Genomic DNA, 25,318 nt, shown 5'->3' with positions numbered 1-25,318 from the left:
CCCGGAATGCTGGATGATCTCAGCGGGTTCCACGGCCACCTCTTAGTACTTCAGCAGGTTCGCGTCGTCCACCGACGCGGACCTGCGGGTTCGGAAGATCATCACGATGATGGCGAGGCCGATGACGACCTCGGCCGCGGCCACCACCATCACGAAGAACGCGATGATCTGGCCGTCCAGGTTGCCCTGCTGCCTGGCGAAGGCGACGAACGCGAGGTTGCAGGCGTTGAGCATGAGCTCCACGCACATGAACACCACGATCGCGTTGCGCCGTACCAGCACGCCGATGGCGCCGATCGCGAAAAGCAGCGCGGAGAGCACCAGGTAGTGAGTGGTCACTTGCCGTCCTCCTGCTGGGGCGCCGCGTCCTCCACCTGGACGGGCTTGTCGCCTGAGTCGGAATCGCGGTCTTGCTCCGCGTCCTTCTCCAGGACCTGCTTGATGAGCGCCGCCTTCACCGGGTCGGTCGGCGCGAAGCCGCCCTCCATCTCGTGCCTGGCGAGCACCCGGTTGATGGACTTGTCGGAGACCGTGCCGTCGGGCAGCAGGGCCGGCATGTCGATCGCGTTGTGCAGCGCGTAGGTGCCGGGTCCCGGCAGCGGCGAGGGCTGCGGACCGCTGAACCGGGCGCGGGCCAGGTCACGCTGGGTGGCCTTGGGCCGGATGCGCTCGCGGTGCGCCAGCACCATCGCGCCGAGCGCGGCGGTGATCAGCAGCGCCGAGGTGACCTCGAAGGCGAAGACGTACCGCGTGAAGATCAGCTGTGCCAGGGAGGGCACGTTGCCGCCCGCGGCCTTCGTGGCCTCGGCCAGGCCGGCGGGCGCGGCGAAGGTGGCGTTGCCGACCCCCAGGGCGAGCAGGAAGGCGAAGCCCAGGCCCGCGATCGCCGCCCAGATGCGCTGCCCCTTGATCGTCTCGACCAGCGAGTCGGCGGAGTCGACGCCGACGAGCATCAGGACGAACAGGAAGAGCATCATGACCGCGCCGGTGTAGACGATGATCTGCACCGCGGCGAGGAAGGGGGCGTCCTGCACCGCGTAGAGCACGGCCAGCGACAGCATGACGACGCCCAGCATCAGGGCCGAGTAGACCGCCTTGCGGCTGAAGACGAGCCCGAGTGCGGCCGATACCGAGACGACCGCCAGGATCCAGAACGTGATGGTCTCACCCATTGTTGCGTCCCAGCCGGTAGTAGTCCTCTTCGGTCTCGCCAAGGCGCATGGGGTGCGGCGGGATCTCCATGCCGGGACCGAGCGGTGCGAGCAGCATCTCCTTGGTGTAGATCAGGCTCTCACGGCTGGTGTCGGCGAGATCGTACTCATTGGTCATCGTCAGCGCCCGTGTCGGGCAGGCTTCGATGCACAGGCCGCACAGGATGCACCGCAGATAGTTGATCTGGTAGGTGCGCCCGTAGCGCTCACCGGGTGAGAACCGTGCCTCGTCGGTGTTGTCGGCACCCTCGACGAAGATCGCGTCGGCCGGGCAGGCCCAGGCGCACAGCTCACAGCCGACGCACTTCTCCAGACCGTCGGGCCAGCGGTTGAGCTGGTGCCGGCCGTGGAAGCGCGGAGCCGTGGGCCGCTTCTCCTCGGGGTAGTTGACCGTCTCGACCTTCTTGAACATCGTGTGGAAGGTCACGCCGAATCCCTTGATGGGATTCAGCCAATCAGTTGCTCCCACTGGGAACCTCCTTGCGCTCTACCCCGTGGTAGTGCGGCAGGTCGAGCGGCGGCACAGGGAAACCACCCGCGGTCGGCTCGGCTTGGAGTTGCTCGAACTCGGCTTCGACCAAGGCGGCCTTGGCCTCCTTGCGCTTCTGCAGCACGCTGTCGAAGCGCCACCAGATCCCGAGGCAGCCGATCATCACGAGTGCGGCCAGGATGAGCACGAACGACCGGTTGACGTTGTCGATCTGCAGGGCCCTGACGGTGGCCACGAGCATGATCCACGCCAGGTTGATCGGGATGAGGACCTTCCAGCCGAGGGCCATGAGCTGGTCGTACCTGACGCGCGGCAGCGAGGCGCGGCACCAGACGAAGAAGGCGAAGACCAGCACCATCTTGGCGAAGAACCAGAGCAGCGGCCACCAGCCGGTGTTCGCCCCGTCCCACATGGAGATCGGCCACGGGGCCCGCCAGCCGCCCATGAACAGGGTGATGGACACCGCGGAGACCACGAAGACGTTGACGTACTCCGCGAGCATGATGACCGCGAACTTCAGCGAGTTGGAGTACTCGGTCTGGAAGCCGCCGACCAGCTCGCCCTCACCCTCGGGCAGGTCGAAGGGGACCCGGTTGGTCTCGCCCAGCATCGTGATGATGTAGATCAGGAAGGACGGGATCAGCAGGATCATGTACCAGGAGGGCATCGGGATCTCCAGGCCGCCCAGCCTGAACACCCCGCCCGAGGCCTGCGCCGCGACGATCTCCGAGGTGGACAGCGTCCCGGCGAACAGGAACACGCCCACGAACGACAGGCCCATCGCGATCTCGTACGAGACCACCTGGGCGCTGGCCCGCAGGCCGCCGAGGATCGAGTACGGGGAGCGCGAGCCCCAGCCGGCCAGCACGATGCCGTACACGCCGATCGAGGCCATCGCCAGCACCAGCAGCACCGCGACCGGGAGGTCGGTGAGCTGCAACGGCGTCTGGACGCCGAACATCGAGACCATCGGGCCCATCGGGATGACGGAGAAGGCCAGGAAGGCCGGGACCGCCAGGACGACCGGGGCGATGAAGTAGATCACCTTGTCGACGGTCCGGGGCATCAGGTCTTCCTTGAGCCCCATCTTCAGGCCGTCGGCCACCGACTGGAGCAGCCCGAACTTGCCCGCCCTGTTGGGGCCGTACCGGTTCTGCATGCGGGAGATGAGCTTGCGCTCGAACCACACGCCGAACAGCACGCCCAGCATCAGGACGATGAAGATGACGACGGCCTTGATGATGCTGATCCAGAGCGGGTCCTTGCCGAAGTCGGCGAGGGTCGGATCGGCCGCTAGAAGAGTCCGGGCATTCATTACCGCTCCTCGTTAGCTTCGCCGGCGGCGCTTGCCTCGCCGGCCGTAGTGCCCACCGCGCCGACCCTGACCACGTCACCGGCGACGGCGTGCAGGTCACGGGTGACCGAGCGGCCGTCGGAGTTGGCCGGCAGCCACACCACCCGGTCGGGCAGGTCCGCGATCCGCACGGGCAGGCTCAACGAGCCGTGCTCGGTGCCGACGACCACCTCGCCGCCCTCGGTGAGGCCGCACTCGGCGGCGGTGGCCTCGGACACCAGCGCCACGCCGGGACGGGCGGTGCCCGCCAGGTACGGCTCGCCGGCCTGCAGGCGGCCGTCGTCGAGCAGCAGGTGCCAGCTGGCCAGGACCGCCTCCCCCGCCTGCGGCCTGGCGGCCTCCTGACCGCTCACCCTGGGAGCGGGGGCCCTGGGGCCGCGCCACGCGCCGATCGCACCGATCTCGCGGCGGGCCGCGGCGGGGTCGGGCAGGCCGAGGTGCACGTCCATGGCGTCGGCGATCGCCGAGACGACCCGCAGGTCACTCATGATCCCCGGAACCCCGAGTGCCTCCTCGAAGGAGCGCCCGCGCCCCTCCCAGTCGACGAAGGTGCCCGACTTCTCGGCCACCACGGCGACGGGGAGCACCACGTCGGCGCGGTCGGTGACCGCGCTGGCGCGCTGCTCCAGGCTCACGATGAACGGGGTGTTCTCCAGGGCCAGCAGGGCCGCCTGCGGCGCGGCCAGGTCGTAGGGGTCGACACCCGCGACGACGAGGGCGTCGAGTTGCCCGTCGAGCGCCGCCGCCAGCATGGCGGTGGTGTCGCGGCCCTCGCCCTCGGGCAGCGAGGTGACGTCCCAGGCCCTGGCCACCTCGGCGCGGGCGGTCTCGTCGTCGACCGGGCGGCCGATCGGCAGCAGGTTCGGCAGCGCCCCGGCCTCGATGGCTCCGCGCTCACCGGCGCGGCGCGGGATCCAGGCCAGCCCGGCACCGCTGGACTCGGCGAGCCGCAGCAGTGCCGACAGCGCACCGGGCACGGTGGCGAGGCGCTCACCGGCCAGGATGATCGCTCCCGGCTGCCTGATCGCCTCGGCGGCCATCACGTCGACGGCGGCCAGGTCGTCCAGGACGGCGGTCTCGGTGCCCGGCACCGCCGGGATCAGCGTGCCGCCCATCTTGGCCAGCCCGGGGCCGGCGAACGGCGCGACGGAGAAGACCTTCAGCCCCTTCTTCCGCCATGCCTTGCGCAGGCGCAGGAAGACGATCGGCGACTCCTCGTCGGGCTCGAAGCCCGCCAGCAGCACCGCCGGAGCCTTCTCCAGATCGGCGTAGCGCACCTCGATGCCCTTGCCGGCGACGGCGTACGCCAGGAAGCGCGCCTCCTCCTCGGAGTGCGGCCTGGCGCGGAAGTCGATGTCGTTCGTCCCGAGCGCGAGCCGGGCGAACTTCGAGTACGCGTACGCCTCCTCGACGGTGACGCGACCGCCGACGAGCACGCCCGCGCGCCCGCGCGCCGCGGACAGCCCCTTGGCGGCGGCGGCGAACGCCTCGGGCCAGGAGGCCGGGACCAGGCGACCCTCCTCGTCACGGACGAGGGGGGTCTTCAGCCGGTCGGGCTGGGTCGCGTAGGTGAAGGCCCAGCGACCCTTGTCGCAGTTCCACTCCTCGTTGACCTCGGGGTCGTCCCCGGCCAGGCGGCGGGTGACCTTGCCTCGCCGGTGGTCGGTGCGCAGGGAGCAGCCGCCGGCGCAGTGCTCACAGGCACTGGGCGTGGAGACCAGGTCGAACGGGCGGGCCTGGAAACGGTAGGCGGCACCGGTCAGCGCGCCGACCGGGCAGATCTGCACCGTGTTGCCGGAGAAGTAGGACTCGAACGGACGTCCGTCCGCGGCTCCGACCTGCTCCTTGGCCCCGCGCTCGAAGAAGTCGATGAGCGGGTCGCCGGCGATCTCGTCGGAGAAGCGGATGCAGCGCGCGCACTGGACGCAGCGCTCGCGGTCGAGCAGCACCTCCGAGGAGAGCGCGACCGGCTTGTCGAAGGTCCGCTTCTTCTCCACGAAGCGGCTCTCGCCCTGGCCGTTGGACATGGCCTGGTTCTGCAGCGGGCACTCGCCGCCCTTGTCGCAGACCGGGCAGTCCAGCGGGTGGTTCAGCAGCAGCAGCTCCATGACACCGCGCTGCGCCTTCTCCGCGACCGGCGAGGTGAGCTGGGTCTGGACGACCATGCCCTCGGCGACCTCGATCGCGCAGGAGGGCTGCGGCTTGGGGAACCCCCGGCCGTTGCCGGCGTCGGGGATGTCCACCAGGCACTGGCGGCAGTTGGCGGCCGGCTCCAGCAGCGGATGGTCACAGAACCGGGGGATCTGGATGCCGAGCAGCTCGGCCGCCCGGATGATCAGCGTGCCCTTCGGGACGCTCACCTGGAAGCCGTCGATGGTGACGGTGACCAGGTTCACCGGCGCCTGCGCCGGAGTGGTGGCTTCGACGGTCATGGCGTCTCCTCCGTCGGCCTGGCGACCGAGACGGTGCTGTGCTTGCCGGTTGCCTTCCCGCGCGCGTTCACTTCGCCCCCCACACCGTGGACGGGGCGTGATCGAACGGGCAGCCGCCGATCTCGAAGTGCTTGAGGTATTCGTCGCGGAAATACTTCACCGACGAGTGGATGGGGCTGGTGGCACCGTCACCCAGGGCGCAGAAGGAGCGGCCCAGGATGTTGTCGGCGATGTCGGTGATCGTGGTCAGGTCCTCTTCGCTGCCCTGGCCCTTCTCCAGCCGCTTGAGCACCTGCTTGAGCCAGTAGGTGCCCTCCCGGCAGGGGGTGCACTTGCCGCAGGACTCGTGCGCGTAGAACTCGGTCCAGCGGAGCACGGCGCGCACCACGCAGGTGGTCTCGTCGAAGATCTGCAGTGCCCGGGTGCCGAGCATCGAGCCCTTGGCGCCGACGGACTCGAAGTCCAGCGGGACGTCCAGGTGCTCGTCCGTGAAGATCGGGGTGCTCGACCCTCCGGGGGTCCAGAACTTGAGCCGGTGGCCCTCCCTGATGCCGCCCGACATCTCAAGCAGCTCGCGCAGCGTGATGCCGAGGGGAGCCTCGTACTGGCCGGGCCGGGTCACGTGGCCGCTCAGCGAGAAGATGCCGAAGCCCTTGGACTTCTCGGTGCCCATCCCGGCGAACCAGTCGGCGCCGTTGGCGATGATCGAGGGAACACTCGCGACCGACTCGACGTTGTTGACCACGGTGGGCGAGGCGTAGAGACCCGCCACGGCGGGGAAGGGGGGCTTGAGCCGAGGTTGGCCGCGATAGCCCTCCAGCGAGTCGAGCAGCGCCGTCTCCTCGCCGCAGATGTAGGCGCCCGCCCCGCTGTGCACGACGAGCTCCAGGTTGAAGCCGGTGCCGAAGAGGTCGGTGCCGAGGTAGCCCTTGGCGTACGCCTCGGCCACGGCCGCCTGCAGGCGGCGGATGACGTGCAGCACCTCGCCGCGCACGTAGATGAAGGCGTGGTTGGCCCGGATCGCGTACGCGGTGATGATGATGCCCTCGACCAGCGCGTGCGGGTTGGCCATCATCGTCGGGATGTCCTTGCACGTGCCGGGCTCGGACTCGTCGGCGTTGACCACCAGATAGTGCGGCTTGCCGTCCCCCTGGGGGATGAAGCCCCACTTCATGCCGGTGGGGAAGCCCGCACCGCCTCGGCCGCGCAGCCCGGAGTCCTTGACGACCTGAATGACCGCGTCGGGATCCATGCCCAGCGCCTTCTTGGCCGCCGAGTAGTCGCCGTAGCCCTCCAGGGTGAAGGAGTTCGGCTGGTCCCAGTTCGCGGTGAGAACCGGGGTGAGAGTGGTCACTTCGTCTCCTCGCCTGGCAGCCCGTCGCTCCGTGACGAGGCCGCGCCGTGCCTACCTGCTCGCCCGTCGCGCCCGCACGCGCCGGCTCGCCCGATCATGTTGACCTCGCGCCCGCACGCGCCGACTTGCCCGATCATGTCGACCTCGCGCCCGTTCACGCCTCGGGAGCCTTCCACCCGTTGGCCTTAGCGATCTTCAGGCCCTCCAGTGAGGGACCCGCCGCCGAGGGGCCGTCACCGGCCAGACCGTCGGGCAGGCCCGAGAGTACCCGCGAGGCCTCCTTGAACGTGCAGAGCTTCTTCGGACCCCGGGTCGGCGAGGGCTCCTTGCCGTCCCTGAGGTCGTCGACGAGTTGCTTGGCCGAGGCCGGTGTCTGGTTGTCGAAGAACTCCCAGTTGACCATCATCACCGGGGCGAAGTCGCAGGCGGCGTTGCACTCCAGCCGCTCCAGCGAGATCTTCCCGTCCGGGGTCGTCTCGTCGTGACCGACACCGGCGTGCTCGGAGAGCTCGTCCCAGATCTGGTCGCCGCCCATGACCGCGCAGAGCGTGTTGACGCACACGCCCACGTGATATCGGCCCATCGGCCTGCGCTTGTACATCGTGTAGAAGGTGGAGACGCCCACGACCTCGGCCTTGCTCAGCCCGAGTATCTCGGCGCAGAACTCGTGACCGTTGTCGGAGACGTAGCCGTCCTCGGACTGCACCAGGTGCAGCAGGGGGAGCAGTGCCGACCGCGGCCTGGGGTAGCGGCCGATGATCTCCTTGGCGTCGCGCTCCAGGCGCTCGCGCACTTCCGGCGCGTACCCCTTGGTCATGGTCGCGCTCACCTCCTCGTTGCTCGACGGGGTGCTCTGCCCGCCCACCGGCGCACCGTCGGCAACCGCTCTCTCGTCGGGCGTGCTCATCGGTCGACGCCTCCCATCACCGGGTCGATCGAGGCCACCGCCGAGATGACGTCGGCGACCATGCCGCCCTCGCACGTCGCGGGCATGGCCTGCAGGTTCGTGAAGGACGGATCGCGGAAGTGCACACGGTAGGGGCGGGTGCCCCCGTCGCTGACCACGTGGGCGCCGAGCTCGCCGCGGGGCGACTCGACCGAGGCGTACGCCTGCCCCGCCGGGACCCTGAAGCCCTCGGTCACCAGCTTGAAGTGGTGGATCAGCGCCTCCATGGAGCCGCTCATGATGTGCGCGATGTGGTCGGGCGAGTTGCCCAGGCCGTCGGGGCCGAGCGCGAGCTGCGCGGGCCAGCCGATCTTCTTGTCGTCGACCATCACCCGGCCGCCCTTGAGCGGGCCCGAGAGTCGGTCGAGAGCCTGCTCAATGATCTTGAGCGACTCCTCCATCTCGGCCACCCGTACCAGGTAGCGGCCGTAGACGTCGGCGGTCTTCTCCGTCGGGACGTCGAACTCGTAGGTCTCGTAGCCGCAGTAGGGCTGCGACTTGCGCAGGTCCCACGGCAGGCCCGCGGCCCGCAGCATCGGGCCGGTGACGCCCAGCGCCATGCAGCCGGTGAGGTCGAGGTAGGCGACGTCCTTGGTCCGGGCCAGGTAGACCGGGTTCGCGTCGAGCATCTTGCGCATGTCCTTGATGCGCCCCGGCATGACCTTGAGCAGCTCGCCGACCTTGTCGACGGCGCCGGCCGGCAGGTCGACGGAGACGCCGCCGGGCCGGACGTAGGCCATGTTCATCCGCAGGCCGGTGATGTACTCCATCACGTCGAGCACCATCTCGCGCTCGCGGGACCCGAAGAGGAACGGCGTGGTCGCGCCCAGCTCCATGCCGAAGGTGCCGATGGCCACCATGTGCGAGGAGATCCGGGTGAGCTCCATCATCATCACCCGGATGGCCTGGGCCCGCTCGGGGACCCGGTCGGTGATGCCCAGCAGCCTCTCGACGCCCATGCAGTAGGCGGTCTCGTTGAAGATCGGCGCCAGGTAGTCCATCCGGGTGACGAACGTCGTCCCCTGGGTCCACGTCCGGAACTCGAGGTTCTTCTCGATGCCGGTGTGCAGGTAGCCGATGACCGTGCGCGCCTCGGTGACCGTCTCGCCGTCCAGGTTCAGGATCAGGCGGAGCACGCCGTGCGTGGACGGGTGCTGGGGCCCCATGTTGATGACGAGCTGCTCGTCCTGCTGGCCGGTGAGGGTTTCGAGCAGTTCCGACCAGTCGTTGCCGGAGACGGTGTAGACCGTGCCCTCGGCGGCCTCCTCGTTAAAGGTGCTCACGTGTAAGACCTCCTCTGGTCCGGCGCGGGAATCTCGGCGCCGCGGTACTCGACCGGGATGCCGCCGAGCGGGTAGTCCTTGCGCTGGGGGTGGCCGTCCCAGTCGTCGGGCATCATGATGCGGGTCAGCGCCGGGTGTCCGTCGAAGACGATGCCGAAGAAGTCCCAGGTCTCGCGCTCGTGCCAGTCGTGCGTCGGGTAGACGGAGACCGTGGAGGGAATGTGCCGGTCGTCGTCGGGGCAGGAGACCTCGACGCGCAGGCGGCGGTTGTGCGTGATCGAGCACAGGTGGATCACCGCGTGCAGCTCCTGACCCGCCAGGTGGGGGTAGTGCACACCGGACACGCCGAGCGAGAGCTCGAAGCGCAGGGCGGCGTCGTCACGCAGCGCCCTGACGACGTCGAGCAGGCGCTCGCGCCTGACGTGGAAGGTCAGCTCGCCGCGGTCGACGACCACGCGCTCCACCGCGTCGGCGAAGTCGCCGCCGAGGGCGCGCTCCAGCTCGTCGGCGACGGTGTCGAAGTAACCGCCGTACGGGCGGGGGGTGGAGAGCTCTGGCTTGCGCCGCACGACGAGGCGGCCGTAGCCCGAGGTGTCTCCGGTACCCGAGGTGCCGAACATGCCCAGGCGGGCGATGGGCTCCTCCGGGACCTCCGGGAGGTTTTCAGTGCTCATGTCGGTCGCCTACCGCTCCTCGTTCGCCGCGTGGGTTTCGCTTCTCATTTCGCGGTTCCCTGGTCGATCAGCGGCAACGTCCGCAGTGCCCGCAGTTCGAGCTCGTCGATCTGCTTGGCGCGGTGCGCGCCGAACTTCGTGTTCTGGATCTTGTCGTGTAGCTTGACGATCGCGTCGATGAGCATCTCGGGCCTCGGCGGGCAGCCGGGCAGGTAGATGTCGACGGGGACCACGTGGTCGACGCCCTGCACGATCGCGTAGTTGTTGAACATGCCGCCGCTGGAGGCGCAGACGCCCATGGCGATGACCCACTTGGGCTCGGCCATCTGGTCGTAGATCTGGCGCAGCACCGGGGCCATCTTCTGCGACAGCCGGCCCGCCACGATCATCAGGTCGGCCTGGCGCGGAGACGCCGAAGCGCGCTCCATGCCGAAGCGCGCCAGGTCGTGCTTGGGACCACCGGTGGACATCAGCTCGATGGCACAGCAGGCAAGACCGAAGGTGGCCGGCCAGACGGAGTTCTTACGTGCCCAGCCGGCGACCTGCTCGACCGTGCTGAGCATGAACCCGCTCGGAAGTTTCTCTTCAAGTCCCATATCTAGTCCCAGTCCAGACCCTTGCGGCGCCACACGTACGTGTAGGCCACGAGCACGGTGACGATGAACAGCATCATCTCGACCAGCCCGAACATCCCGAGCTGGTCGAACGCGACAGCCCACGGATAGAGGAAGATGATCTCGATGTCGAACACGATGAACAGCATCGCGGTGATCATGTACTTCAGCGGGAAACGGCCTCCTCCCACGGGCTGGGGCGTCGGCTCGATACCGCATTCGTAGGCGTCGAGTTTCGCGCGGTTCCAGCGCTTGGGACCGGTGAAGGGGGCGATCGTCACCGAGAAGATCGCAAATCCCGCCGCGAGAACGGCGAGCACCAGGATGGGTGCGTACAGCTCCATCGCTACGCCTCCTCTCCCATCTCCACGCGCGCCGGCGCGTAGCTCTGCATGTTGGTGTATTTCGAAAGTCCAGGCAGGGCGATCATCGCCCTGAGTCCCAGGTGTTCGGCGTTCGTTGAGCTCATGCCGGTGGCGCCACCTTCGACAGGGCGTTGATGATGCGGTCCGACGCATCACCCCGCCGGTCGGTGAGATTAGCAAGGAGTTTGAGGGCGAACCTCATCAAGCGGGGGTGCGGCAGCGCGTGACGCGTGGCGAAGTTCATCACACCGCGGTGCCCGATGAGCTCGACGAAGCCACGGCCAAGGGTGAAGTAGCCGCCGTAGGCGTCCTTCAGTGTATGCGGGTAGGCCCGCAGCACACGTTCCCGCTGGGCGGGGGTGACCCTGCCCAGCGCCTGGACGATCATCTCGGCCGCGACGTGGCCACTCTCCATCGCGTACGCGATGCCCTCGCCGTTGAACGGGTTGATCATCCCGCCGGCGTCGCCCACCAGCACCAGACCCCGCGTGTAGTGCGGCTGGCGGTTGAAGGCCATCGGCAGCGCGGCGCCCCTGATGGGGGCCGTCATGTTCTCCTCGACATAGCCCCACTCGGCCGGCATGCCCTTCACCCAGCGCTTGAGCAGGTCTCGGTAGTCCATGCCCTTGAAGGAGTCGCTGGTGTTCAGCAGCCCGAGGCCCACATTGGACGTGCCGTCGCCGACGCCGAAGATCCAGCCGTAGCCGGGCAGCAGGGTGTCGCCGTCCCACAGCTCCAGCCAGGTCTCCAGGTAGTCGTCGTCATGGCGGGGGCTCTTGAAATACGTCCGCACCGCGACGCCCATCGGGCGGTCCTCGCGCTTGTGCAGCCCCATCGCCAGGGAGATCCGGGTGGAGTTCCCGTCGGCGGCGACCACCAGCCTGGAGCGGTAGGCGACCTCCTCGCCGTTCTGCTTGGCGAGGACGCCGACGATGTGCCCGCTGCGGTCGTCCAGGATCGGGGCCGTGACGTTGACCCCCTGCAGCAGGCGGGCACCCGCCCTGACCGCGTTGCCGGCCAGGATCTCGTCGAAGTCCTGGCGGGTGCGGACCAGGCCGAAGTCCGGGTAGCTCGCCAGCTCCGGCCAGTCGAGTTCGAAACGCATCCCGCCGCCGACCACGCGCAGGCCCTTGTTACGGACCCACCCGGGGGCGTCGACGTCGATCCCCATGGCGATGAGCTGCTTGACCGCTCGGGGCGTCAGCCCGTCGCCGCAGACTTTCTCACGGGGGAAGGTGGTCTTCTCGAGCAGCAGGACGTCAAGTCCGGCCTGCGCGAGATGAAAAGCGGTTGTCGAACCGGCGGGCCCGGCGCCGACGACGATGACGTCGGCGTCAGCCTCAGCGACATTCCGCTGTCTGGCGGCTGGCACGGTCACGGGACCTGTCCTGTCCTACAAAGCTCTGGGGGCCTCGGGGTAAGGGGCCTTTTCGATCCTTTGTGAAGGGCTTCACAAACTTGTCGGCCCGAAGTCTAACGCCTTTGCGGGGCAAAGTGTCAGGTGGGTACTGCTATCGCCCGCCAATCTTCTACGCGGGCTTATACGCACGGTGGATGGCCACGATGCCCAGCGAGAGATTGCGCCAGGCGACCCGTTCCCAGCCCGCTTCCTGAATGATCTTCGCCAGCCCCGCCTGGTCCGGCCAGGCCCTGATCGACTCCGCCAGATACTCGTAGGAGTCGTCGTTGGAACCGAAGAGCTTGGCCGCCCGCGGCATCAGCCTCATCAGGTACTGCGAGTATACGAGGTCGAAGGACCTCGGCGTCGGGTGCGAGAACTCCAGGATCACCAGGCGCGCACCCGGCTTGGCCACCCGACACATCTCGCGCAGCGCCTGGCCGGTGTCCTGCACGTTGCGCAGCGCCGTGGAGATCGTCACCGCGTCGAACACGTCGTCGGCGAAGGGCAGCCGCAGCGCGTCACCCGCGATGAAGCTGACACCCCGCACTCCCCCTCCGGAAACGCCCGAGCCACCCCTCCGCCTGACCCCGGTGCTCAGCATGCCGAGCGAGAAGTCGGAGGCGATGGCGCGAGCGCCCAGCGAGGTGAACGAGTCGGTGGACGTACCGGTGCCCGCACCGAGGTCGAGGACCAGCTCGCCGGGGCCCGCGTCGACGGCCGCGGCGGTCGCCTTACGCCACAGCCGGACCTGGCCCAGGGATATAACGTCGTTGACAAGGTCGTACCGCCGGGCCGTGCGATCGAACATCGCGGCGACCTCATGCGGCTGCTTGTCCAGAGAAGCGCGCGTCATGACACCAAGCCTAGGCCCGCCCCGACAATCCACGGAAAGTAGTCATTCGATTACCCAGAGCATGCTAAAAATTGTCGAATGTTTGCCAGAACCGCTTACCTGCTAGCCACGACCCTGATCCTGGTCCCTCCCGGAATCGCCACCGCCGGCACCACGGAGCACAGCAGGGTCGTGCTGACCGATCCGGTGAACACCACTCCCCACGTGCTCGACGGGATCGTCAACGCCATCGCGCTGGTGGGCGGCACGGTGGTGGTCGGAGGCTCGTTCGGCGAGGTGCGCGAGGCCCGGAGCACGAGGGTGCTGTCGCGGGACAACCTTTTCGCCTACGACCTGGCCACCGGGCGGGTGCTGCCCGGTTTCGCACCGCGTCTCGACCGCCCGGTGCGGGCCCTGGCGGCGGGGGTCCACGACACCGTCTACGTGGGCGGCCGGTTCACCGCGACCGGCAGGACGCGGACGCGGGGTCTGGCCCTGCTCCGGCTGTCCGACGGATCCCCGGTGGCCCGCTTCGGCGCCCAGGTCCGCGGCGGAACGGTCACCAGCCTGGCCAGGCTCGGCCGCCACCTCTACGTCGGCGGCGACTTCACCGGCGTCGGCCCCGCCGCCCGTACGGCGCTGGCCAGGCTGGACGCCGTCACCGGCTCGGTCGACCCGACCTTCGCGATCAGGCCGGACGAGCCCAGGGGAGGAAGGGTCAGGGTCCACGCGCTCTCCCTCAGCCACGGCAGGCTGGCCGTCGGCGGCGACTTCGCCACCCTCGACGGCCTGTCACGCCCGCAACTCGGCCTGATCGACGTCGCCGCATCACCGGCCACTGTCGCGCCCTGGCGGACCGGCGCCTACCGGGGCAGGTGCATGGCCGACTTTCCCGGCTACCTGCGAGGCCTGGACTTCGCCCCCGACGGGAGCTACCTCGCCGTCGTCACGACCGGCGGCCCCGGGGGACGGGACAGGATGTGCGACACGGCCGCGCGCTTCGAGACCGGCGCTCGCGGCGAGGTTCGACCGACCTGGGTGAACCACACCGGGGGTGACTCGCTGTACGCCGTGGCGGCGACGGGGGCGGCGGTCTACGTCGGCGGCCACCAGCGCTGGCTGGACAATCCGCTCGGCCATGACTCGGCCGGGCCGGGAGCGGTGGCGCGCCCGGGGATCGGAGCGATCCACCCCCGCACCGGCAAGGCCATGACATGGAACCCGACGCGGGATCGTGGAATCGGAGTCAAGGCATTCCTGGCACACCCCGGCGGATTACTCGTTGGTAGTGACACAACCCGGCTTGGTCACGAGTACCATGCCCGAGTCGGCATGTTCCCCTTGCCGATCACTCCCGATTCTTAGTGATTCGCTCGCTTACCGCGTCCCTCTGCTTTGACAGCAGGACATAACTGGCCACACCACTGACCAGGAATGCGGCGACCAGCAGGAACAGGGGCTGACGCAGGCCGAGGATATAGAGCACTCCCAGGCTTACGGCGAGTAGACCGACCCGGGACGCGGTGTAAACGATGACAGGATGCACAACGTCGAGGCTACGTCACTCCGCTCACCCGAGCATGACCGCGGTGGTTGCACGAACACTCTTCGCATCGTCTGCGAGCGCTGCTAGTGTTCACAACAGGCCAGTTTCGTAAAGAAACACCCACGAGAGTCCCAAAGAGGCTCTATCATATAACAATCGGGCAGGCAGTAGATAACAACCCGTGATCTTTGTTGAAAACCACGGATAAATCAGGCTTCGCTCGGCACACTGGTTACCTGTCCGCCCGCTGGCAGGAAGCGGGATGCGAGGGGGAGAGATTGTGGAGAGTAGCAGCGAGCGTCTGCTGACGCCCGGAGAGGTTGCCGCCCTCTTCCGGGTCGACCCAAAGACGGTTACACGCTGGGCCGCGGCAGGCCGCATCAGCAGCATCCGTACCCCCGGAGGGCACCGGCGTTTCCGCGAGTCGGAAGTGCACGCCCTTCTGCGTGGAGAGGACGTCTTGACGGCCGAACGGCCGGCAGGCGAGTCCCCGCGCGTCTGACGACTTAGGACGTCACACCATCGGTGATCCTGCGCGCCTTACCCGGAAGCCGCAGGGTCACCGTGGAGTCGTGTGAAACCTCACACGACGCGGACGGTGACCAAGCCCGTACCTGAACCCGTCTAGGTCTCCTGCTCGGCCTTGAAAGCCAGGAACTCCCGCTCCAGGTCGTCGTTCTCCTCCAACCAGCGCCGCCGCCGCTCGGCCCACTCCTCCTCGGTGAGCGACTCGGCCAGCCAGCGGTCGTAGTCCGGATCCCCCGGAGACACCTCGACATAGGCGTTGCCGATCAGGCGCCCGTCGTCGCCGGCCAGGGTCTGCGGAACGCGCAGAGTACCGTCAGCGAGCCTGACGACGTACATCCCAGATCACCTAGATTCCGTAGCGCCGGTTGAAGAACAACATGACGTTGAGCGCCATCCTCGTGTCGCCACCCAGCATGTCGACCAGCGCGGGGCGCTGCCGGGAAACGATCGCCGAGAAGGCGTCGGCGAAGAACTCCTTGCGGCCCAGGTCGCCCGACTGCAGATGGAACCCCGAGGCCAGCTTGGGAACGCACTGGGCGTAGAGGGCGGCGAACTCCGGGCAGTCGGAGACCCAGTCACCGTGGGAGGCGTCCACATCGTCCAGAGCGTGCCCGACCTCGTGCATCATCACATCGGGGGTGGGCGAGGGCCGATCCCCCACCACGATCTTGCGATCGCCGTACGCTCCCGCGCAGACGTCCCAGGTCGCCCGGCCCGAGGGAAGCGGCGCACCGCGCAGGTACCCCATGTCGTCCAGATCGGGCACCCCGCCCGCGCCGACGTAGATGCCGTCGAGACCATCGGCCAGCTTGTCCTTCAGCAGCTCGGGCAACCTGGCCAGGCTCTCCACCGCCCGCACGACCTCCGGCGGCGGGATCTCCCACCGCGAGTCCCACTGCCGGTGCAGAATGCGCTCCAGGCGCCCGCAGTGGCGCAGGCCGTCACCCAGATCCGGAGTGTCAGGAGAGTTGGGTTGTGCCCGGGGACGCCCGTCGTCGAGCTCGAAGTCCTTCCAGGTGTACTGCGGGCGGTCGACCACCGGGGCCGTGACCGTCCCGACCCGGCGCTCCGCCTCGCGGGGAACCTCACGGGGAACCTCACGCGGAGCCTCCCTGACAGCACTCTCCGCACGTGTGGCCGGACCTCGCTGCCACCACCGCCGCCGATGGCGGCCCTTGTCGCCCGATTGTGCCATCACACCCCCTGGGGAAGTGCCAACGGGCTCTACGTTAACCGTGTGAGCCCTCGCCAGTCATCCGCAACCGAGGGCTGACCGCAGCGGGGCTCACAATGGCTTACAGTTCGGGCATGCCCCTGCTTGTCGGTCTGGCGATACTCGCCTTCTGGCTCTACTGTCTGTTCGACGCCATCACCACACCCGACGAGGAGTCCAGAAACCTGCCCAAGCTCCTCTGGGTGCTCATCGTGGTGCTGCTGCCGACCATCGGAGGGCTCTTCTGGCTGCTGCTTGGCCGGCCGAACGGCCCCAGGGCGCCCCGCTCACTCCTGGCAGAGGACACACCACCGCGTCCCGAGGCCCCGAAGGGCCCCGACGACGACCCCGACTTCCTCAAGGACCTCGACCGCCGGCTGCGCGACGAGGACTGACCGGACGAACGACGACTGACCGGCCGATGCGGCCGGTCAGCGGGAGGCGCGGCGCCGAACTCAGGGAACCTCTGCGTAGGAGTGCAGGCCTCCCACGAAGATGTTCACCCCGACCAGGTTGAACAGCAGGCAGGCGCAGGCGACGAGCTGCACGATCGTGGCGGCCTTGCCCTTCCAGCCCGCGGTGGCCTTGGCGTGCAGGTAGGCGGCGTAGACGATCCAGGTGATGAAGGCCCAGATCTCCTTCGGGTCCCAGCCCCAATAGCGACCCCAGGCCTTGTCCGCCCAGAGCGACCCGGCGATGACGGCGAAGGTCCAGATCGGGAAGCCGATCACGATGGCCCGATGCGCGACCCGCTCCAACTGCGGCCGGGGCGGCAGCAGGACCGCGGTGTCCTTCCTGACCAGGTAGAGGATGCCGGCGATCCCGGCCATCAGGAACAGGCCGCTGGCGACGATCGCCGCCGACACGTGGATCAGGACCCAGTAGGTGTTGAGCGCGGGCACCACCGGACCGGCCTGCACCTCCAGGTACCGGACGGCGAAGCCGAGCCCGAGAGCCGCCGTGACCATGACGAACGCGCCGAGGAAGCGGACCCGGTAGCGGAGGTTCATGAACAGGAACGCGCTCACCGCCGCGAAGCACATGGCGACCACGAACTCGTACATGTTGCCCCACGGCCACCGGTCCACGGCCAGGCCGCGGGTGAGGAGGGACCCGAGGTTGGCGGCCCAGCCGAGCCAGCTCAGCCCGACGGCCACCATCCCCGCCCGCGCCGCCCGGGCGGAGGGCGTCCGGTCCACCGGACCCTCATCCTCCGCCGGGGCGGACTCCGATGCTCCCGGGGCAGCGCCGGCACCGACGGTGGCGAGCGCGGGCCGCTCCGCGGCACGGTCCTGCGCCGCCGCGGACCGGCTGAAGGCCAGGTCGAGGGCATAGGCAATCATTGCGAAGACGTAGAGCAGCACCGTCGCCAAGATGAGCTGATCGCTCAAGGTGGCGAGGCCGGCATCGACCTCAACGGGCATCCTTAACTCCTGGGTTGGGAATTCCTGGGTTCAAAACGGAGACGATCTCGGTGAACTCCTCGCCGAAATCGCCACCCTCGGTACGGGTGAGACCACCCACCTCGACCCGCCGGCTCTCCCCCTCGGGCCGACCGGCCTCGCCGTGGATCCGTACCCACACCCTGCGGCGACGGACGGTCAGGGTCAGCACGAGGCCGACCACGGCGAGGACCGAGGCGGCGAACGCCGGTATCCGGCCGGGATCGTAGGTGATCTGCAGGGCGATCCACTCCCTGACGCCGGTGAACTCGATGGAGCCCATGCCGCCCGGGAGCGTTAGCCTCTCGTTGACCGCCAGCGGGTCCGCCTTCATGACCAGCGGCTTCATCTTCTTCAGACTCGCCGGGTCGAGCTCGTAGACCGACTGCGGCCGGCCGTCCTTCAGGCCCAGGTCGCCGGCGAATGCACCGTAGACCTGGGCCGTGGGGTTGGCGGCGCCGGGGAAGACCGACACCCACTCCGAGCCCGCCGGGACCGTCGTCGGCAGGAAGCCGATCAGGATGCCGAGCTGCTCCGGCTGCGCGTCCGGGACCTTGATCACGCACTCGGAGGTGAAGTTGGCGGGCTGGACGACCAGGCAGGGCACCGGCCCGTCGAAGGCGACCTGGCCCTTGCCGTCGGTGATCCTGAAGGTCGGCGCGTAGCCGTGGTCGATCAGGTAGCTCTGCGTGCCGTTGACGTTCAGCGGCTCGTTGACCTTGAGGACGTAGTCGCGCGCGGGGGCGCCGGGGGCGTCCTCGACCTTGAGCCTGGCCTCGAAGTCGAGGGGCTGCCCGGTCTTCTCGCCCTTCGCGATGTAGCTCGCCTGGAAGTCCTCGACCGTGAAGGAGAACGGCTCCAGCGACTCGGCGTTCACCTGCTGCCCCGGCATGTAGCGGTCGTAGGCCGCGACCGTGTTGGCGAACCCCTCCCCCTCCACGACCAGCACGTTGCCCCGGTAGCCGTAGAGCGTGCCGATCCCGACCGCGATGAGCAGGCCGAGCAGGGCCACGTGGAACAGCAGGTTGCCGGTCTCGCGCAGGTAGCCCTTCTCCGCGGCGACCCAGCCGGGCCCCGTGGTCACCCGGAACCGCTTGGCACGCAGCCTGGCGGCGGCCTCCTTGACGGTCAGCGGGGCCTCGAAGGAGGCGTGCTGCGGCAACCTGCCCAGGTTGCGCGGCGCCGCGGGCGGCTTCCTGCGCAGCTCCCGCAGGTGGGTCGCGGTACGGGGGAGCACGCAGCCGATCAGGGACAGGAAGAGCAGAAGATAGATCGCGGCGAACCAGGGCGCCTTGAACACGTCGAACAGCCAGAACCTGTCCAGCCACTCGGCGAGCTGGGGGCTGTCCTCGAAGTACTGGAAGACCTTGGCGTCGGAGACGCCGCGCTGCGGCCAGATCGAGCCTGGAATGGACGCCAGGGCGAACAGGAACAGCAGGATCAGCGCGATCCGCATCGAGGTGAGCGTCCGCCAGAACCAGCGCGCCCAGCCGACGAACCCGATCCCCACGGACCCCCGTCCCGCGTTCTTCCCGCTCCTCCCGCTCGTCCCGTTGGCCTCGTGACTGCTCGCGGCCACCGTCTCCGTCTGCGGCTCGGCCACCGCTCGCTCTCCCGTCCCGGGGTCGATGTGCCCCATCAGATCACCGGCTCGAATCCGCCGACCCAGCCCTGGATCATCGCGACGAGCTGCTCCCAGAGCCCGGTGACGAGCAGGACGCCGACGACGACCAGCATCACGCCGCCCGCCCGCGTGATCAGCTGCGAGTGCCGGCGTACCGCCTTGAACGTCCGGAGGGCCCTGCTGTACGCCAGCCCTGCCACCACGAACGGCAGGCCGAGGCCGAGCGCGTACGCGAAGGCGAGTAGCGCGCCGCGACCGGCGCTCCCCTCGTTCAGGCCGAGGGTGAGCACGACCGCGAGGGTGGGGCCGATGCAGGGGGTCCAGCCGAGGCCGAACACCAGGCCGAGCAGGGGCGCCCCCGCCAGGCCCGCGGCGGGGAGCCGGTGGATGCGGAAGTCACGCTGCAGGCCGGGGACGACCCCCATGAAGGCCAGGCCGAGCACGATCGTCAGGGCGCCCAGCACCCGGGTGATGATCCCCGCGTTGCCGAACAGCACCGCGCCGAGCCCGCCGAAGAGCGCACCTCCGGCCACGAACACGGCGGCGAAACCGAGGACGAACAGCACGATGCCCGCGACCATGCGCCCCCGCCTGGGGTCGGCGCTCATGCCGGTCACGTACGACAGGTAGCCGGGCACGAGCGGCAGCACGCACGGCGACAGGAACGACACCAGTCCGGCCGCGACCGCTATCGGCAGCGCCAGCGCCAGCGAACCACTCGCGACGGTGCTCATGAGGTCGGCGATCATCGCGGGCCCAGCCGTCGCCCGGAGCCGTTATCTCTCATTACCGACCTTGGTCAGGGCGTCGAGGAGGTCGTTGTACTTGACCGCGCCGAGTGCCCTGGCGGCGATCCTGCCCTGGCGGTCGATGATCAGCGTGGAGGGAATGGCCGCGGGCGGGACGGTGCCCTGGAAGGAGAGCGCGACCTTGCCCGGCTGGTCGAAGATGCTCGGGTAGCCGGGCTTTTGGCTCCGTTCGAAGGCGAGCGCGTCGGCCTTACGGTCCTTGAAGTCGATGCCGAGGAACTCCACGCCGTCCGCCTTCGTCTTGGCGGAGATGTCCTTGAGCACCGGCGCCTCGGCCCGGCAGGGCGCGCACCAGGAGGCCCAGAAGTTGAGCACCACGACCTTGCCCTTGTGCGCGGCGAGCGTCGCGGTGCCCCCGTCGAGGGTCTCCCCCTCAACGGGCGGCGCGACCTTGCGGTCGGCGGCCTGGAACAGGGTGATCTTGCCGTCGCCCGCCACGAAGCGGGTGTCGCCGGTCTGCGGCTGAGACCCCTGGTTTCCGGCGCATCCGGCCACTGCGATGAGCAGCGCGACGGCAGCAAAGGATTGTGCGCGCATGAGTGACGGAGGCTCCCTGTACTACAACCGGTAGAGCAATCACTGTACCGGCGGGGTCAGGCGCCCGGCACAGTGGGGCGTTTGACGAGCGCCGCCGCGGGCTCGCTGTACCCCACGCTGATCAGACGGTCTCCCTCGAAGGCGAAGCTGGTGAGGCTGGCGAGACCGCACTGCCTGCGGCGCGGGTCGTGCGGCAGGCGCCTGCCCTCGGCGGCGAGCCGGATGGTCCAGATCGGGAGCTGATGGCTCACCATGATCGCCTCATGACCGCGCGCCGCCCTGCGAGCGGCGTTGATCGCACCGCTCATCCGGCTGAGCAGGTGGGTGTAGCGCTCTCCCCAGGAGGGGCGGAGCGGGTTCCACAGGTAGCGGTAGAAACGCGGGTTGCGGAAGACGCCGTCGCCTCCGCCGACGGGGAGACCCTCGAAGATGTTCTCGGCCTCGATCAGCCGCTCGTCGAGCGTGACGTCCAGGTGGAAGGTCGCGGCGAGCGGGGCGGCGGTCTCCTGGGCGCGCTCCAGCGGGGAGGAGAACAGCGCGGTGACGTCGCGACCGGCGACCGCCTTGGCCACCGTCTCCGCCATCTGCACACCGTTGTCGGAGAGGTGGTAGTCGGGAAGCCTGCCATACAGGACGTTAGCGGGATTGTGCACCTCACCGTGGCGCAGGAGGTGAACGACGGTGGTCTCAGCCATGGTGTCGCCAGCCTACCCACAGGTACGGTCCCGCAGCCGGTCAGGTGGACCACTGGGAACGCGTGGCGAAAGTGAGTAGGGTCTGGGGCGTTTGCGGCTAAGGTTCCGCGGTCCGGCGGTCCGGAAGGGTCCCCCCGTGAGCCTGTTCGCCCTCGCCCTCATCCTCACCTCGGCCGTCGCCCACGCCTGCTGGAACCTGCTGAGCAAGCAGGCGGCCGACGGCGTCGTCTTCGTCTGGATGGTGGCCGCCGCGTCCACGGCGGTCTGGACCCCGGTCGCGCCGATCATGCTCAACTACTTCGGCGACCTCGGCCGCACCCTCGTGCTGACCGCGCCGGTGCTCGGCGGCCGCCGCCGGAGCCTGATCCTGCCCATCTGGCGCGAGCAGCGGACGCGGGTGCTTGGTGCGGCGGTGCTGATGCCGCTCTCCTACCTGCTGGCGCTGACCGCGTTCACCTTCTCTCCGATCAGCGCGGTGGCCCCGGTACGGGAGGTCAGCGTGCTCGTCGCGGTGCTGCTCGGCGGCAGGTTGCTGGCCGAGGGCGACCTGACCAGGCGGCTCCTGGCCGCCTGCGTCATCGTCGGCGGCGTGGTGACGATCGCCCTCAGCTAGCGGTCACCGGGGGTGCCGCCGGCCCGGTGGGGTGGTCGGACATGGGACCGTGGAACTCGGCGGAGACGGCCTTCAGCGCCTCGACCGCGGCGCGGATCGCCGGGCGGCGGGCGGCGTCGCTGCGCCAGAGCGCGTAGAGCCTGCGGGTCGGACGCGACCTGATCGGGACGACCCGCACCCCGGAGGGGACGAAGTCGCGGCCCAGCCGGGGGATGATCGCGCATCCCTGCCCGGCCGAGACGAGGGCCAGCTGGGTGGGATACTCATCCGCCATGCAGGTGATGTCCGGCTCCAGCTCCGCCGAGCGCAGCGTGTAGACCAGCCAGTCATGGCAGATCGTGCCGGGTGAGGAGCTGATCCACTGCTCCCCGGACAGCTCGGACAGCTCGATCTCGGCGCGGCCCGCCAGCGGGTGGGACGCGGGCAGGATCGCGTCGGCGATGTCGTCGAGGAGCGTCGCCCGGGACAGTCCCTCGGGGATCGCCATCGGGCGGTTCATCCAGTCCTGGATCACCGCGAGGTCGAGCTCTCCCCTGGCCACCTCGCGGATCTGCCGCTCCGGCTCGCGTTCCATGAGCTGGAGACGCAGGTCGGGGTGGCGGGTGCGCAGGAGGGCCAGCGCGGCGGGCATCAGCCCCCTGGCCGCCGTGGGGAAGGCGCCGATGCCCAGCCGCCCCACGACCTCCCCGCGCAGCGCCTCGAAGTCGGCCTCCGCCGTCTCGACCAGCGCGAGGATGCGCTCGGCGTGGTCGGCGAGCAGCCCCGCCGCGTCGGTCAGCCGCACCCCGCGCCCGTTGCGCTCCAGCAGGGTCGCGCCGGTCTCCCGCTCCAGCTTGGCCAGCTGCTGGGAGACCGCGGAGGGGGTGACCATGAGCGCCTCGGCCGCCGCGCCCACCGATCCGTAGACGGAGACCGCGTGCAGCGCCTTGAGCCGGTTGAGATCCAACATGTAAGCAACCCTAAACGACAGATGCCGGAAATTCTCACCTGTACTGAAATATCGCCGAAAACGACGATGGCCACCTGTCACCGGCATGGCCGTCGCGTTAGCCGGGCCGACAGTGATCGCCGCCGCCCTGACCATCTCCGGCATCCTCTACACCGGCACCCGTCCCCGTACGCCCACCACGACCCCTACCCCCGTCCAGGCCGAGGTGAAAGCTCCCTGAAGCAGTCCGGTCACCACAGGTCCGGAATTACAGTGACCCGCATGGGTGCCGCACTCGACCACTGGCCTGCTCCACCCCCGGAGGGTTGGAACGCCGACGACCTCGACCGTCTTTCCGAGGGTCCCAACGGTGAACCCGGTTTCTTCGAGCGTGCCGAGCTGATCGACGGAGCCCTCGTCTTCGCCGCTCCCCAGACACGCTTCCACCAGCGCGTCCTCGCCGGTCTGGTAATCGGCCTGAAAGCCCGTTCCCCCGAGCGCCTCGCGGTCGTGAACCGGATGGACGTCAAGCTCGGCCACCGGATGCGCCCCTGCCCCGACATCGTGGTCGTCGACACGGAGGCCGCCGATGACGACGCCCGGACGTTCTACACCCCCGGCGAGGTGCACCTCGCCGTCGAGGTGGTCTCGCCCGAGTCCGAGGACCGCGACCGCAAGACCAAACCGTTCCGCTACGCCGAGGCGGGCATCCCACACTTCTGGCGGGTGGAGAACAACAACGGCTCCCCCGCCGCCCACGTCTACGAACTCGACCCCGCCACCCGCGCGTACAGCCTGACCGGCATCCACCACGACCGCCTGACCGTCCCGGTGCCCTTCCCCATCACCATCGACCTCGGCGACCTGCCCAGATAGACGCCCCGATCAGCCCAGGCGGTCGAACTCACCATCCTTGACACCTTCGATGAAGGTTCGCCACCCGTCAGGTGAGAAGACCAACGCTGGCCCCAAAGGGTCCTTGCTGTCACGAACGGCCGCGATGCCGGGGAGGTTGGCGGCGACCTCGACACAGTCGGCACCGCCGTTGCCACTGAGGCTGCTCTTGCGCCATATGGCGTTGGCCAGGGAGTGCTGGGACACCCGTGTTCCCCTTTACATCTGGAGACCCTCCCCAACCCGTCACACGGTCAGGGATGTGTGTCGAAGTCTCCAGTCTTGACGCGGCCGAGGAAGGCGGTCCAGTCGCCCGGGGAGAAGGAAAGTGTGGCGCCATGGGGATTCTTGGAGTCGCGGACGAGGTAACGGTTGCCTGCACGAGCTACTTCCACGCAGTTGCCGCCATCGGTGCTGTAGCTGCTCTTACGCCATGCGATATGGGGAGGATCTCCGTTTGGGGCCATCCCACGCTCCTTTCTCGGTAAGCACGATGCCATTAATCGATCATGGAGGAGATGAGGGTGGCAGACTCTTCGGCGGTGAGCGACCGGGTGATTAGATTATTGAACATCCAGGTATATTTCGCGAGCTCTTCGGCTTCTTCGAGGACCAGACCACTGACGGCCTGTTCGATATAGACGAGGGCCGGATCCGCAGGGTCGGGGAACTCCAGGATGACAAAAGGACCGTCCATGGCTGGGTGGGCTCCCCGTTCGAGGGGCAGCACCTGGATCGTGATGTTCGGCAGCTCGCTTCGCTGTAGCAGGAAGGCCAGCTGATCGCTCATCGTCGTCGCTCCGCCCACCTCGCGCATCAATACCGCCTGGTCGAGCACCGCGTGCAGATGGACCGGAGCATCCCGCGTCAGGAGCTGCTGGCGGGCAAGGCGAACGCCGACCTTCTTCTCAATGTAAGGCTGGCTGGGATTCATGGCCGCCGCCCCCATAACCGCTCGGGTGTAGGCCTCGGTCTGCAGGAGACCCGGGATGACCTGTGCCTCGTAGGTGCGGATCGTCGCCGCGTCGGCCTCAAGGCCGATGTAGGAGTCGAATCCGGTCTTCAGGGTGTCGCGGTGGCGGTGCCACCAGCCTTTCTGCCGGGACTCGCGTGCCAGCATGATCAGCTCTTGCCGAAGCCCGTCGTCGGTGACCTTGTAGTGGTCAAGCAGGTCGCTGACATCTCCGTGATGGACGCTCACCCGTCCGGTTTCGATCCGGGAGACCTTGGTACCGGACCATCCCAGGGCAGCGGCCACGTCGGTCCCGTTGAGACTGGCGGCTTCTCGCAGGCGCCGTAGTTCGATCCCGAGTCGGCGACGCCGAGCAGTGGGGCTGATGGCCATCGGCACCTCTCTCGTTGGGTCTCTCAGCTTGGCAAAGCCCTCCAGTGCGTGCACGCACAACCTACTTAAAGATTTCGCGTGAACGCGATTGCGCGAAAGCACTTGCTCGTGCATGCTCTGAGCGTACGACTGGTGACTCTGAGTAGGTGTAAGGTATCGAAAAGTAGTGATATGCCAGTCAAAATGG

General features: G+C 68.5%; 32 protein-coding genes. 6 read left to right on the top strand and 26 right to left on the bottom strand.

Translation table 11 applies throughout. The features are described from left to right. Positions 1–42: 42 nt before the first annotated feature. The 14 genes from nuoK to OG884_RS19505 form a co-directional block, all read right to left on the bottom strand. The gene (gene nuoK / locus OG884_RS19570; RefSeq protein ID WP_326634893.1) at positions 43–339 is read right to left on the bottom strand and encodes an NADH-quinone oxidoreductase subunit NuoK; all 297 of its coding nucleotides are present in this window, start codon (positions 337–339) and stop codon (positions 43–45) included. Next, positions 336–1,172: an NADH-quinone oxidoreductase subunit J gene (locus tag OG884_RS19565; RefSeq protein ID WP_326646831.1), complete on the bottom strand. Its 837-nt coding sequence runs from the start codon at positions 1,170–1,172 to the stop codon at positions 336–338. Before OG884_RS19565 ends, nuoK begins: the two co-directional genes overlap by 4 nt. Next, a complete protein-coding gene (nuoI, locus tag OG884_RS19560) occupies positions 1,165–1,680 on the bottom strand; it encodes an NADH-quinone oxidoreductase subunit NuoI (RefSeq protein ID WP_326646830.1) in 516 nt (171 codons plus the stop codon). Before nuoI ends, OG884_RS19565 begins: the two co-directional genes overlap by 8 nt. Beyond that, positions 1,667–3,016, bottom strand: coding sequence for an NADH-quinone oxidoreductase subunit NuoH (gene nuoH, locus OG884_RS19555; RefSeq protein ID WP_326646829.1), 1,350 nt, complete (start codon positions 3,014–3,016; stop codon positions 1,667–1,669). Before nuoH ends, nuoI begins: the two co-directional genes overlap by 14 nt. After that, on the bottom strand, positions 3,016–5,487 hold the full coding sequence (locus tag OG884_RS19550) for an NADH-quinone oxidoreductase subunit G (protein ID WP_326646828.1): 2,472 nt from the start codon (positions 5,485–5,487) through the stop codon (positions 3,016–3,018). Before OG884_RS19550 ends, nuoH begins: the two co-directional genes overlap by 1 nt. A gap of 67 nt (positions 5,488–5,554) precedes the next feature. Continuing rightward, positions 5,555–6,841 (bottom strand): NADH-quinone oxidoreductase subunit NuoF, encoded by a 1,287-nt coding sequence (nuoF, locus tag OG884_RS19545; protein WP_326646827.1) that lies wholly within the window; start codon positions 6,839–6,841, stop codon positions 5,555–5,557. Positions 6,842–6,995: 154 nt separating this feature from the next. Next, positions 6,996–7,658: an NADH-quinone oxidoreductase subunit NuoE gene (gene nuoE, locus OG884_RS19540; RefSeq protein ID WP_326646950.1), complete on the bottom strand. Its 663-nt coding sequence runs from the start codon at positions 7,656–7,658 to the stop codon at positions 6,996–6,998. A gap of 86 nt (positions 7,659–7,744) precedes the next feature. Beyond that, positions 7,745–9,070: an NADH-quinone oxidoreductase subunit D gene (locus OG884_RS19535; RefSeq protein ID WP_442811706.1), complete on the bottom strand. Its 1,326-nt coding sequence runs from the start codon at positions 9,068–9,070 to the stop codon at positions 7,745–7,747. Beyond that, complete coding sequence (locus OG884_RS19530; RefSeq protein ID WP_030916692.1) at positions 9,067–9,744, bottom strand: NADH-quinone oxidoreductase subunit C; 678 nt, start codon at positions 9,742–9,744, stop codon at positions 9,067–9,069. Before OG884_RS19530 ends, OG884_RS19535 begins: the two co-directional genes overlap by 4 nt. A gap of 44 nt (positions 9,745–9,788) precedes the next feature. Further along, positions 9,789–10,340 (bottom strand): NuoB/complex I 20 kDa subunit family protein, encoded by a 552-nt coding sequence (locus tag OG884_RS19525; RefSeq protein WP_326646826.1) that lies wholly within the window; start codon positions 10,338–10,340, stop codon positions 9,789–9,791. Positions 10,341–10,342: 2 nt separating this feature from the next. After that, positions 10,343–10,702 carry an NADH-quinone oxidoreductase subunit A gene (locus OG884_RS19520; RefSeq protein ID WP_326646824.1) on the bottom strand — a complete coding sequence of 120 codons (360 nt, stop codon included), beginning with the start codon at positions 10,700–10,702 and terminating at the stop codon, positions 10,343–10,345. Between the two features lie 2 nt (positions 10,703–10,704). Further along, entirely contained in the window at positions 10,705–10,827 is a 123-nt protein-coding gene (locus tag OG884_RS19515; protein WP_326646823.1) for a hypothetical protein, read from the bottom strand. After that, complete coding sequence (locus OG884_RS19510; protein ID WP_326646822.1) at positions 10,824–12,101, bottom strand: geranylgeranyl reductase family protein; 1,278 nt, start codon at positions 12,099–12,101, stop codon at positions 10,824–10,826. The genes OG884_RS19515 and OG884_RS19510 overlap by 4 nt, the downstream gene beginning before the upstream one ends. Before the next feature lie 151 nt (positions 12,102–12,252). After that, positions 12,253–12,978, bottom strand: a complete 726-nt coding sequence (locus OG884_RS19505) for a demethylmenaquinone methyltransferase (RefSeq protein ID WP_326646821.1) — start codon at positions 12,976–12,978, stop codon at positions 12,253–12,255. 78 nt (positions 12,979–13,056) lie between these two features. On the opposite strand from OG884_RS19505, the gene OG884_RS19500 reads away from it, so the two are divergent. Continuing rightward, the gene (locus tag OG884_RS19500) at positions 13,057–14,322 is read left to right on the top strand and encodes a delta-60 repeat domain-containing protein (RefSeq protein ID WP_326646820.1); all 1,266 of its coding nucleotides are present in this window, start codon (positions 13,057–13,059) and stop codon (positions 14,320–14,322) included. On the opposite strand, the gene OG884_RS19495 is transcribed toward OG884_RS19500, so the two are convergent. Then, positions 14,306–14,503, bottom strand: a complete 198-nt coding sequence (locus OG884_RS19495; protein ID WP_326646819.1) for a DUF4229 domain-containing protein — start codon at positions 14,501–14,503, stop codon at positions 14,306–14,308. The genes OG884_RS19500 and OG884_RS19495 overlap by 17 nt on opposite strands. Positions 14,504–14,765: 262 nt before the next feature. Here OG884_RS19495 and OG884_RS19490 point away from each other — a divergent pair, with 262 nt between their 5' ends. Next, a complete protein-coding gene (locus tag OG884_RS19490) occupies positions 14,766–15,005 on the top strand; it encodes a BldC family transcriptional regulator (protein WP_012887349.1) in 240 nt (79 codons plus the stop codon). 122 nt (positions 15,006–15,127) lie between these two features. Here the strand turns inward: OG884_RS19490 and OG884_RS19485 are convergent, their stop codons facing one another. Continuing rightward, entirely contained in the window at positions 15,128–15,367 is a 240-nt protein-coding gene (locus tag OG884_RS19485; RefSeq protein WP_326646818.1) for a hypothetical protein, read from the bottom strand. Positions 15,368–15,377: 10 nt separating this feature from the next. Continuing rightward, complete coding sequence (locus OG884_RS19480; RefSeq protein ID WP_326646817.1) at positions 15,378–16,226, bottom strand: hypothetical protein; 849 nt, start codon at positions 16,224–16,226, stop codon at positions 15,378–15,380. Positions 16,227–16,339: 113 nt separating this feature from the next. On the opposite strand from OG884_RS19480, the gene OG884_RS19475 reads away from it, so the two are divergent. Then, entirely contained in the window at positions 16,340–16,639 is a 300-nt protein-coding gene (locus OG884_RS19475) for a PLDc N-terminal domain-containing protein (protein ID WP_442811705.1), read from the top strand. A gap of 60 nt (positions 16,640–16,699) precedes the next feature. On the opposite strand, the gene ccsB is transcribed toward OG884_RS19475, so the two are convergent. The 5 genes from ccsB to OG884_RS19450 are packed head-to-tail and all read right to left on the bottom strand — an operon-like array spanning position 16,700 to position 21,351. Next, positions 16,700–17,668 carry a c-type cytochrome biogenesis protein CcsB gene (gene ccsB, locus OG884_RS19470; protein WP_326646815.1) on the bottom strand — a complete coding sequence of 323 codons (969 nt, stop codon included), beginning with the start codon at positions 17,666–17,668 and terminating at the stop codon, positions 16,700–16,702. Next, complete coding sequence (gene resB / locus OG884_RS19465) at positions 17,658–19,325, bottom strand: cytochrome c biogenesis protein ResB (RefSeq protein WP_326646814.1); 1,668 nt, start codon at positions 19,323–19,325, stop codon at positions 17,658–17,660. The genes ccsB and resB overlap by 11 nt, the downstream gene beginning before the upstream one ends. Further along, entirely contained in the window at positions 19,325–20,044 is a 720-nt protein-coding gene (locus tag OG884_RS19460) for a cytochrome c biogenesis CcdA family protein (RefSeq protein WP_442811704.1), read from the bottom strand. The genes resB and OG884_RS19460 overlap by 1 nt, the downstream gene beginning before the upstream one ends. 42 nt (positions 20,045–20,086) lie before the next feature. Then, entirely contained in the window at positions 20,087–20,656 is a 570-nt protein-coding gene (locus OG884_RS19455) for a TlpA family protein disulfide reductase (protein ID WP_326646812.1), read from the bottom strand. A gap of 56 nt (positions 20,657–20,712) precedes the next feature. Beyond that, complete coding sequence (locus OG884_RS19450; RefSeq protein WP_326646811.1) at positions 20,713–21,351, bottom strand: histidine phosphatase family protein; 639 nt, start codon at positions 21,349–21,351, stop codon at positions 20,713–20,715. Positions 21,352–21,487: 136 nt separating this feature from the next. Here OG884_RS19450 and OG884_RS19445 point away from each other — a divergent pair, with 136 nt between their 5' ends. Then, positions 21,488–21,964 (top strand): hypothetical protein, encoded by a 477-nt coding sequence (locus OG884_RS19445; RefSeq protein WP_326646810.1) that lies wholly within the window; start codon positions 21,488–21,490, stop codon positions 21,962–21,964. Here the strand turns inward: OG884_RS19445 and OG884_RS19440 are convergent. Continuing rightward, a complete protein-coding gene (locus OG884_RS19440; RefSeq protein ID WP_326646809.1) occupies positions 21,957–22,913 on the bottom strand; it encodes a LysR family transcriptional regulator in 957 nt (318 codons plus the stop codon). The genes OG884_RS19445 and OG884_RS19440 overlap by 8 nt on opposite strands. An 85-nt stretch (positions 22,914–22,998) precedes the next feature. On the opposite strand from OG884_RS19440, the gene OG884_RS19435 reads away from it, so the two are divergent. Together OG884_RS19435 and OG884_RS19430 are read left to right on the top strand one after the other, a co-directional pair. Beyond that, positions 22,999–23,133 (top strand): hypothetical protein, encoded by a 135-nt coding sequence (locus OG884_RS19435; protein ID WP_326646808.1) that lies wholly within the window; start codon positions 22,999–23,001, stop codon positions 23,131–23,133. Positions 23,134–23,174: 41 nt separating this feature from the next. Continuing rightward, positions 23,175–23,768 (top strand): Uma2 family endonuclease, encoded by a 594-nt coding sequence (locus OG884_RS19430; RefSeq protein WP_326646807.1) that lies wholly within the window; start codon positions 23,175–23,177, stop codon positions 23,766–23,768. A gap of 9 nt (positions 23,769–23,777) precedes the next feature. Here the strand turns inward: OG884_RS19430 and OG884_RS19425 are convergent, their stop codons facing one another. Genes OG884_RS19425 through OG884_RS19415 form a run of 3 tightly spaced genes read right to left on the bottom strand, consistent with a single transcriptional unit; the run spans position 23,778 to position 25,245 of the window. Then, positions 23,778–23,993 carry a DUF397 domain-containing protein gene (locus tag OG884_RS19425; RefSeq protein ID WP_326646806.1) on the bottom strand — a complete coding sequence of 72 codons (216 nt, stop codon included), beginning with the start codon at positions 23,991–23,993 and terminating at the stop codon, positions 23,778–23,780. A 47-nt stretch (positions 23,994–24,040) separates the two neighbouring features. Next, positions 24,041–24,253 (bottom strand): DUF397 domain-containing protein, encoded by a 213-nt coding sequence (locus OG884_RS19420; protein WP_326646805.1) that lies wholly within the window; start codon positions 24,251–24,253, stop codon positions 24,041–24,043. A gap of 32 nt (positions 24,254–24,285) precedes the next feature. Then, positions 24,286–25,245, bottom strand: coding sequence for a helix-turn-helix domain-containing protein (locus tag OG884_RS19415; protein ID WP_326646804.1), 960 nt, complete (start codon positions 25,243–25,245; stop codon positions 24,286–24,288). Between the last annotated feature and the right edge of the window lie 73 nt (positions 25,246–25,318).

Source organism: Streptosporangium sp. NBC_01755 (assembly GCF_035917995.1).
GTDB lineage: Bacteria > Actinomycetota > Actinomycetes > Streptosporangiales > Streptosporangiaceae > Streptosporangium.
The sequence above is the reverse complement of the archived record's forward strand: the minus strand, read 5'-3'. Positions and strand labels throughout refer to the sequence as shown.

Excerpts from the sequence above, each read along its gene's own strand:
- OG884_RS19550 (WP_326646828.1), bottom strand. The coding sequence starts at position 5,487 with ATGACCGTCGAAGCCACCACTCCGGCGCAGGCGCCGGTGAACCTGGTC.
- OG884_RS19415 (WP_326646804.1), bottom strand. The coding sequence starts at position 25,245 with ATGCACGAGCAAGTGCTTTCGCGCAATCGCGTTCACGCGAAATCTTTA.
- OG884_RS19485 (WP_326646818.1), bottom strand. The coding sequence starts at position 15,367 with ATGTACGTCGTCAGGCTCGCTGACGGTACTCTGCGCGTTCCGCAGACC.
- OG884_RS19525 (WP_326646826.1), bottom strand. The coding sequence starts at position 10,340 with ATGGGACTTGAAGAGAAACTTCCGAGCGGGTTCATGCTCAGCACGGTC.
- nuoH (WP_326646829.1), bottom strand. The coding sequence starts at position 3,016 with ATGAATGCCCGGACTCTTCTAGCGGCCGATCCGACCCTCGCCGACTTC.
- OG884_RS19440 (WP_326646809.1), bottom strand. The coding sequence starts at position 22,913 with ATGTTGGATCTCAACCGGCTCAAGGCGCTGCACGCGGTCTCCGTCTAC.
- nuoE (WP_326646950.1), bottom strand. The coding sequence starts at position 7,658 with ATGACCAAGGGGTACGCGCCGGAAGTGCGCGAGCGCCTGGAGCGCGAC.
- OG884_RS19435 (WP_326646808.1), top strand. The coding sequence starts at position 22,999 with ATGGCCGTCGCGTTAGCCGGGCCGACAGTGATCGCCGCCGCCCTGACC.
- OG884_RS19565 (WP_326646831.1), bottom strand. The coding sequence starts at position 1,172 with ATGGGTGAGACCATCACGTTCTGGATCCTGGCGGTCGTCTCGGTATCG.
- OG884_RS19460 (WP_442811704.1), bottom strand. The coding sequence starts at position 20,044 with ATGAGCACCGTCGCGAGTGGTTCGCTGGCGCTGGCGCTGCCGATAGCG.
- OG884_RS19490 (WP_012887349.1), top strand. The coding sequence starts at position 14,766 with ATGCGAGGGGGAGAGATTGTGGAGAGTAGCAGCGAGCGTCTGCTGACG.
- OG884_RS19455 (WP_326646812.1), bottom strand. The coding sequence starts at position 20,656 with ATGCGCGCACAATCCTTTGCTGCCGTCGCGCTGCTCATCGCAGTGGCC.
- resB (WP_326646814.1), bottom strand. The coding sequence starts at position 19,325 with ATGGGGCACATCGACCCCGGGACGGGAGAGCGAGCGGTGGCCGAGCCG.
- OG884_RS19430 (WP_326646807.1), top strand. The coding sequence starts at position 23,175 with ATGGGTGCCGCACTCGACCACTGGCCTGCTCCACCCCCGGAGGGTTGG.
- ccsB (WP_326646815.1), bottom strand. The coding sequence starts at position 17,668 with ATGCCCGTTGAGGTCGATGCCGGCCTCGCCACCTTGAGCGATCAGCTC.
- OG884_RS19420 (WP_326646805.1), bottom strand. The coding sequence starts at position 24,253 with ATGGCCCCAAACGGAGATCCTCCCCATATCGCATGGCGTAAGAGCAGC.
- OG884_RS19515 (WP_326646823.1), bottom strand. The coding sequence starts at position 10,827 with ATGAGCTCAACGAACGCCGAACACCTGGGACTCAGGGCGATGATCGCC.
- OG884_RS19450 (WP_326646811.1), bottom strand. The coding sequence starts at position 21,351 with ATGGCTGAGACCACCGTCGTTCACCTCCTGCGCCACGGTGAGGTGCAC.
- OG884_RS19475 (WP_442811705.1), top strand. The coding sequence starts at position 16,340 with ATGCCCCTGCTTGTCGGTCTGGCGATACTCGCCTTCTGGCTCTACTGT.
- OG884_RS19530 (WP_030916692.1), bottom strand. The coding sequence starts at position 9,744 with ATGAGCACTGAAAACCTCCCGGAGGTCCCGGAGGAGCCCATCGCCCGC.
- OG884_RS19520 (WP_326646824.1), bottom strand. The coding sequence starts at position 10,702 with ATGGAGCTGTACGCACCCATCCTGGTGCTCGCCGTTCTCGCGGCGGGA.
- OG884_RS19480 (WP_326646817.1), bottom strand. The coding sequence starts at position 16,226 with ATGGCACAATCGGGCGACAAGGGCCGCCATCGGCGGCGGTGGTGGCAG.
- OG884_RS19505 (WP_326646821.1), bottom strand. The coding sequence starts at position 12,978 with ATGACGCGCGCTTCTCTGGACAAGCAGCCGCATGAGGTCGCCGCGATG.
- OG884_RS19500 (WP_326646820.1), top strand. The coding sequence starts at position 13,057 with ATGTTTGCCAGAACCGCTTACCTGCTAGCCACGACCCTGATCCTGGTC.